Genomic DNA, 3360 nt, shown 5'->3' with positions numbered 1-3360 from the left:
ACCTAGACGGCTTTTAAACTATGAGCTGGCAAGCACCCATAGATTCCATGACCCCAATAACGTAGCGTTTGCTGAGACTGGCGATCCATCAATGGAATGATCGTGTTGTCCACGGTTGTCCAGTGTTAGGCGGATAGCTCTCGTCCTGATGTTGCCCCTGTAACCAACCATAGAGTCGGTTCAGGGCATTCACATAAGCTTGAGCTGATGCCACAATAATATCGGTATTGGCAGCATGACCGGAAAAAACTCGACTGTTATAACGTAGCCGAATCGTGACTTCCCCTAGGGCGTCAATCCCGGCTGTCACTGACTGCACTGAATACTCAATCAGTTCATTGGGGACATTCACCACCCGGTTAATCGCTTTATACACCGCATCCACCGGACCCGTTCCAATCGCTGCATCCATCAGTTCCTCACCTTCAGGAGTGCGTAAGGTTACCGTAGCAGTAGGACGGGCATGATCCCCACAGGATACCTGGACTAATTCTAGATGGAATAGTTCGGGAACTTGGCGGATTTCGTCGTTAACCAGCGCTTCTAAATCCCAATCGGATACGTCTTTTTTCTTATCCGCCACTTCTTTAAAGCGGACAAAGGCTTTATTCAACTCTGTCTCAGACAGATCAAACCCCAATTCCTTGAGACGAGTGCGGAAGGCGTTGCGCCCTGAATGCTTACCCAAGACAATCTGATTATCGGTTAAACCGATTAACTTGGCATCCATGATTTCGTAAGTCAGCTTATTTTTCAGGACGCCATCTTGGTGAATACCCGATTCGTGAGCAAAAGCATTTGCGCCAACAATTGCTTTATTCGGTTGCACTAACATTCCAGTCAAATTAGATACTAACCGCGAGGTTTTGTAAATCTGGCGCGTGTCAATATTTGTTAAGGACTCCTCTGACTCAGGAGGGCGTCCCAAATAGGGGTTGTAAAATTGCCGCCGGACGTGTAATGCCATGACGAGTTCTTCTAGTGCCGCATTTCCTGCCCGTTCGCCAATACCATTAATCGTGCATTCTAACTGTCGCGCCCCATTTTTCACGGCTTCGAGGAAGTTGGCAACGGCTAATCCCAGGTCATTGTGACCGTGAACGGAGATAATGGCTTGGTCAATATTGGGGACGTTTTCTGTAATCCCGCGAATCAATGCGCCAAACTCACTCGGGGTGGTGTAGCCTACGGTATCGGGAATATTCACCGTTGTCGCCCCCGCCGCGATCGCACGTTCTAACACCTCGTACAAAAACTCTGGATCAGAACGCCCTGCATCTTCGGGGGAAAACTCCACATCCTCGACAAAGGATTTGGCATACGCTACCATTTCCTCTGCGATCGCTAAAACCTCCGGTCTGGTCTTTTTCAGTTTATAGTTGAGATGAATATCGGATGTGGCAATAAATGTATGAATTCGGGCATTTGCAGCGGGTTTGAGGGCTTTCGCCGCCGCTTCGATATCCTGACGGGTGGCTCTGGCTAACCCACAAATTGTCGGTCCCGACTCGACACCTACAGTTTTGGCAATCTTTTCCACGGCGTCGAAGTCACCCGCACTGGCATAAGGGAACCCCGCTTCAATCACATCAACACCGAGTCGTGCTAGTTGCCGTGCGATCGTCAGTTTCTCCTCTACGTTTAAGGTGGCTCCGGGACATTGTTCGCCATCACGAAGCGTAGTATCAAAAATAATAATTCGATTGGGTTGCTTGTTCATTCGATTCTCTCCGGTCATAAAGTTGTCAATTTTTAATGGGTCAAAGGATAAGGGTTAGTTTGTATCTGTCTTTAATTAAGAATCTACTTTCTCGATCTGATCACGAATTTCATTTAAATCAATATACCGATCCGTAGCATTTCTTAATTCTCTGGCAATCATCCCTTCAGTCGATACGACTGTAATATGAGTATTCTTTGACCGCAGCAATTCGATCGCCCGTTCAAAATCACCATCTCCACTAAATAGAATAACTCGATCATACTGTTCTACCGTATTAAACATATCAACAACAATTTCTATATCAAGATTGGCTTTTTGGGAATAACGACCTGAACTATCATCATAATACTCTTTTAAAATTTTAGTTCTGACTGTGTAACCCAGACTAATCAGGGCATCTCTAAACCCTCGCTGATCTTGAGGATCTTTTAATCCGGTGTACCAAAATGCATTAACCAGAACAATATGAGGTTCTTTTTTAAAATGTTCTAAGACCCGCTTCGGATCAAAGAACCAGCCATTTTTTTGTTGAGCATAGAACATATTGTTCCCATCAACAAAAATAGAAATACGGTTCATAGAGCAAGGCATATAAACTCAGACCTAATAGTTTTGGGAAATTTAAGTGAACTTCTTATTTTAGCAATTTTAATCTAAATATTGGCTGATAGTTAGTCTATCGGCGTAATTCCTAAGCTTTTTAGCGCTATCTAAATTTTCTTACTCTCTCACCTCCAAGTTCAATCTCCTAGCAAAGAAACTCATGTCGCTAGATCTCTGTTTGCTTTCTTAAACCTTAGCGACTCTATAGGACGTAGACAGGGAGCTATCTTCAAGCTATCCTCAGGATTGAGGATAACACCAGCCCATTAGCGGTAGATGTACTTTATCGAATTTGGCGATTCATCCCCAACTATACCCGATCAGAGTTAGTTGGGGATGAATCGCCAGTAACAGCAAGCTTGTTTGAATTCAACTTAAAAGTGTGATACCATTACATGATTTTCCATAAACATACTGATATAAGCACAATTCTACCGTGGGGTACAAGGAAAGTCACGCCTAGACGAGAGATGGAACTCTATCTTGGTGGTTGTTAAAGACTTAGCCTGCTACATCTGGAAGTGAGGATCAGACCAAGTTGCCTTCTAACATGTCATTGGAAAGCGTTGACCCAACCTACCCCTGTTTCCTGTTCAAAGAAGCTTCACCCAGAGGTTTCTGTTAAGTAGGAACACCAGTCGCTCCAACTTCCAGCATAAAGCTTACCCCTTGCCATTCCGGCTAATTCCAAGGATAAGAGATTCACGCAGGCGGTGACTCCAGACCCACAATAGACAATGATCTCCGGTTTATCTTGGACATCATTCCATCGTTGTTTTTGCTGATCGGGGGAGTGTAGATAGCCTTGAGCATTAGTTACCTCTTGCCAAGGGTAATTAATTGCACCAGGGATATGACCTGCGATTGGGTCAATGGGTTCATGCTCTCCTAAATAGCTATCCGCCTAACACTGGACAACCGTGGACAACACGATCATTCCATTGATGGATAGCCAGTCTCAGCAAACGCTACGTTATTGGGGTCATGGAATCTATGGGTGCTTGCCAGCTCATAGTTTAAAAGCCGTCTAGGTT

General features: G+C 44.8%; 2 protein-coding genes and 1 pseudogene. All 3 read right to left on the bottom strand.

Annotated elements, in window-relative coordinates:
- Positions 1-88 precede the first annotated feature (88 nt).
- Positions 89-1720: a 2-isopropylmalate synthase gene (locus RLO19_RS26270; protein WP_446360335.1), complete on the bottom strand. Its 1632-nt coding sequence runs from the start codon at positions 1718-1720 to the stop codon at positions 89-91.
- A gap of 75 nt (positions 1721-1795) precedes the next feature.
- Complete coding sequence (locus RLO19_RS26265; protein ID WP_446337864.1) at positions 1796-2314, bottom strand: LabA-like NYN domain-containing protein; 519 nt, start codon at positions 2312-2314, stop codon at positions 1796-1798.
- A 616-nt stretch (positions 2315-2930) separates the two neighbouring features.
- Positions 2931-3227 (bottom strand): annotated as a pseudogene (locus RLO19_RS26260) (sulfurtransferase); the annotation flags it as partial.
- Positions 3228-3360 lie beyond the last annotated feature (133 nt).

This window comes from Coleofasciculus sp. G2-EDA-02, assembly GCF_040226375.1.
GTDB lineage: Bacteria > Cyanobacteriota > Cyanobacteriia > Cyanobacteriales > Coleofasciculaceae > Coleofasciculus.
The sequence above is the reverse complement of the archived record's forward strand: the minus strand, read 5'-3'. Positions and strand labels throughout refer to the sequence as shown.

What these genes read in the sequence shown, in the direction of transcription:
- RLO19_RS26270 (WP_446360335.1), bottom strand. Translation starts at nt 1,720, where the DNA reads ATGAACAAGCAACCCAATCGAATTATTATTTTTGATACTACGCTTCGT.
- RLO19_RS26265 (WP_446337864.1), bottom strand. Translation starts at nt 2,314, where the DNA reads ATGCCTTGCTCTATGAACCGTATTTCTATTTTTGTTGATGGGAACAAT.